Annotated in this window: 5 protein-coding genes; 2 read left to right on the top strand and 3 right to left on the bottom strand. The window is 52.4% G+C overall.

The window, feature by feature from the left end; translation table 11 throughout:
* Nucleotides 1-108, top strand: a 108-nt coding sequence (locus tag GKAS_RS24425; protein ID WP_156105167.1) for a transposase domain-containing protein, incomplete at its 5' end; no start/stop codon positions are given.
* 187 nt (nt 109-295) lie between these two features.
* Nucleotides 296-993, top strand: a protein-coding gene (locus tag GKAS_RS22920) for an IS1 family transposase (RefSeq protein ID WP_227675003.1) whose coding sequence is annotated in 2 segments (ribosomal slippage) — nt 296-545 and nt 545-993 — 699 coding nt in all. Because the reading frame shifts where the segments join, the coding sequence is not laid out codon by codon here.
* A gap of 226 nt (nt 994-1219) precedes the next feature.
* Here GKAS_RS22920 and GKAS_RS22915 read toward each other — a convergent pair.
* The 3 genes from GKAS_RS22915 to GKAS_RS25415 form a co-directional block, all read right to left on the bottom strand.
* On the bottom strand, nt 1220-2563 hold the full coding sequence (locus GKAS_RS22915; RefSeq protein WP_032192047.1) for an APC family permease: 1344 nt from the start codon (nt 2561-2563) through the stop codon (nt 1220-1222).
* On the bottom strand, nt 2560-3471 hold the full coding sequence (locus GKAS_RS22910; protein WP_032192052.1) for an acetamidase/formamidase family protein: 912 nt from the start codon (nt 3469-3471) through the stop codon (nt 2560-2562). The genes GKAS_RS22915 and GKAS_RS22910 overlap by 4 nt, the downstream gene beginning before the upstream one ends.
* A 263-nt stretch (nt 3472-3734) precedes the next feature.
* The coding region (locus GKAS_RS25415) for a hypothetical protein (protein ID WP_246870767.1) at nt 3735-3833 on the bottom strand (99 nt) is incomplete at its 5' end.

Genomic DNA, 3833 nt, shown 5'->3' with positions numbered 1-3833 from the left:
CTCAAGCGCGCTGCTGCGATCATGAGTTTGATCCAGTCGGCCCGTAATAATGGGCACGATCCGTATGCCTATCTCAAGGATGTGCTGACACGGTTGCCGTCCCTGTAACAGCCTGAAGTTGACCTGGGTAATCAAATACCGGTGTAGTGATTAGGAAACAGGGCTCGGATAACATCATGGCGCAGGTCACCCTGATCTTGACCCTCCATCTCCGAACAGCTTTTGTATCTTAAGTTAACGATGTCCGCTGCCGCCGGTATTCCCTCGGGGAGTGATATCCCAGCGCGCTGTGCGGGTGGCTTCCATTTCCATCAGATGTCCTTCCTGCTCCGCTACTGAAGGCGTGGTGCGTAACGGCAAAAGCACTGCCGGACATCAGCGCTATCTCTGCTCTCACTGCCGTAAAACATGGCAACTACAGTTCACTTACACCGCCTCTCAGCCCGGTACGCACCAGAAAATCATTGATATGGCCATGAATGGCGTTGGATGCCGGGCAACCGCCCGCATTATGGGCGTTGGCCTCAACACGATTTTACGTCACTTAAAAAACTCAGACCGCAGTCGGTAACCTCACGCATACAACCGGGCAGTGACGTCATTGTTTGCGCGGAAATGGACGAACAGTGGGGTTATGTCGGCGCTAAATCACGCCAGCGCTGGTTGTTTTACGCGTATGACAGGATACGGAGGACGGTTGTGGCGCACGTATTCGGTGAATGCACGTTGTCCATGCTGGAGCGTCTTCTGGGCCTGCTGTCGGCCTTTGAGGTCGTGGTATGGATGACGGATGGCTGGCCGCTTTATGAATCACGCCTGAAGGGAGAACTGCACGTTATCAGCAAGCGATATACGCAGCGCATTGAGCGGCATAACCTGAATCTGAGGCAGCATCTGTCAAGGCTGGGCAGGAAGTCACTGTCGTTCTCAAAATCGGTGGAGCTGCATGACAAAGTCATCGGGCATTATCTGAACATAAAACACTATCAGTAAGTTGGAGTCATTACCGAATGTTTAGCGTGGGCAAAGAAATGGCAGAGGCGGAAGATATAAGCGTTTCCCATCAGTTCAAAACATAAGCGAGTGGGTCGTTGATCGTTTGATATCAGAAATTATCACAGAGGGTAGAGATGACTGATATCACCGAACTGACACAGTATGAAATAAACTGTCCGGGCGTCGGGCTTGCAAATAGCGGCGAGCCCGACGCCCGGTGGTGTCAACCTTCCAGATTCAGCTCCACGCTGCGCTTAAGCACCAGGCGCATAATGGCGTAATAAACCATGCCGACGGCAAGCCAGCTCAGGCCGAGCACTTTGGCTTCAATATCCATTTCATAAATGACAAAGCCGATAATGCACAAACCAATCACTGGGAAGAGCAGATGCATCACCAGATTGCGCGATTTTTGACGGATCAGATAGTGGTTGATAACCGCCACGTGCAGCACAAGGAAGCCCATAAGCGCGCCGAAGTTAACCAGCCTGCTGAGGTTGTCGATATCGCCGTAGAACCAGAGACCGGAAACCAGTGAAATCAGTGCGACTAATAATGTACTGACATACGGTGTTTTCAGGCGTGGATGAACCTTCGCAAGCAACTGCGGGAGTTGCTTATCACGAGCCATCGCAAACAGGATGCGTGAAACCGCCGCCTGGGCAACCAGCGCGTTTGCGATCCCCCAGGAAATCACCGTGGACCACATGGTGACGTATTTCAGCCATTGGCCGCCGGCCAGATTGGCAGTATCGTAGAACGCGGTATCGAGGCTGCCAAATTTCATTCCTTGCGCAAGGTCCGCCGCAATCCAGGTTTGGAGAATGAACAGCGTACCGACCAGCATCAGGGCGCCCAACGAGGCCTTACCCACGGTATCGACGCCGCCTTTGGTTTCTTCGGACAGCGTCGATATTCCATCGAAGCCGAGGAAAGAGAGCACGGCAATTGAGACTGCGCCCATGACCAGAGGCAGGCTGAATTTATCGGCATTATACAAGGGGGCGAGCGTCAGATGGCCTGCCCCGGCTCCGGAATAAAGCGCAATCAATCCCAGTACCACAAAAATTGCGAGCACCACGATTTCAGCCACCAAAATGGTATTATTCGCCCGTGCGGTAAAGGTAATGCCGCGTAAGTTAATCAGGCTGTTAAGCGCGATAAAGCCGATAATCCAGACCCAGCCCGGAACGCCCGGTAACATCGGCCCCACCGCCGCCGCGCTGACAATATACAGTAGCGATGGCACCAGAATGTAATCCAGCAATATCAGCCAGCCAGCAAAAAAACCTACGATAGGGTGTATTCCGCGCTGAGCGTATGCGTATACCGAACCTGAAACGGGGAACGCGCGTGACATCGACCAGTAGCTCATGGCGGTGAAAAACATTGCCACCATGCCGATCAGATAAGCCAGCGCCACCATGCCCTGCGCGCCATCCCAGACGTAGCCGAAGACACCGAAAGGGGCTATGGGTACCATAAAAATCATGCCGTAAACCAGCAGATCGCGAAAGGTCAATGCTCGATGGAGCTCCTGTTTATAACCGAACTGTTCGATGCTCATGCCTGCTTCCCTTCAATACTCAGCGAAAGCTGCGCCGCCACCGATTTGGGTAACGCGTAGCGGCAAGTTTTCAGCGGGTCGACCACCTGACAGATTTGCAGGTCGCCAGCGATACTCAGTATATTGATAGCTTCCGCCAGCATCAGGGAAGTATTATCGGCGATAAAATGTGCCATATTACGTGCCGCAAGGGCTGCCGCATCGTCGAGGGTAACGGCAGAAGCGAGGGTGAAAATCGTTTCGTTGTTTTCCAGCATCGGCAAGGGTAGCTGACGGTTTTTAACAACGGTTAACTCAACGAGGACTTCGCCCGGCACTTCCAGGCCGCAAACTGAGACTTCGCCATCACCCATCGCGGCGTGTAAATCTCCCAGCGCGAAAAGCGCACCAGGTACGTTGACCGGTAGCCAGAGGGTGCTGCCTGCGGTGATCATTTTGCAGTCCATATTACCGCCGTGGCTATCCGGCGTGCCGCAGGAGATAGCCTTTCCGGCAGGCGCGACGCCGATAACGCCAACCATCGGATTAAGCGGCACACGTACATTGCCAGGCATGATCGCATGGCCCTGTTCAATGGGCACTATGGTCACTTTTGGAGCACTAAGTTCGTCGCCAATCACCCCGAGTTGCGGGGCGGTGACCATCACCGCCTGCTGGCTCGTCAGGGTAATTTTCTTGATGGTGACTTTAAGCGCATCGCCCGGTTCGGCGCCTACAATGTAGACCGGCCCGGTGGCCGGGTTAATACGCTGCCAGTCCAACTCGTTGAACACGGTCTCGGCAGAGGTGATTTGGTCGGAGAAGCAGTCGCAGGTTTCAAATAACACTTCACTTCCACTGTTGACGGTGGCGACAGGAACGTTATCGCGCGACATGGCGTAAACCATCCGATCTTTGGGTATTTTCATTAGATTCATCCCGGTAATATTGTTGTGTTTTTTTTGGTGTTTCCCGTAGGGGAAAGGGTGAATGTATCGGGAATTTTGCAGAAAGGCAATTATGAGTACCCTAAGAGGGTTTACGGTGATTATTATTTAAAATCAAAATTTTATAGTTAGTAGTGTTTAATGGCTTTGTTGAATAAATCGAACTTTTGCTGAGTTGAAGGATCAGATCGGCTTTGTTGAATAAATAAGATTTCGTGCGAACGACTCTGTAGCTGGCTGGATTTTCAGGCAATACGCACGCTTTCTGGCATCCCAGCCTTTGTCATCCTGTTCAACGCACGCACCATGGCCATAGTGTAAGTATCCCGGCAAAACGAACCACT

The sequence above is a fragment of the Kluyvera ascorbata ATCC 33433 genome (assembly GCF_000735365.1).
GTDB lineage: Bacteria > Pseudomonadota > Gammaproteobacteria > Enterobacterales > Enterobacteriaceae > Kluyvera > Kluyvera ascorbata.
Note: the sequence above shows the minus strand (reverse complement) of the source record. Positions and strands in the feature narration are given on the sequence as shown.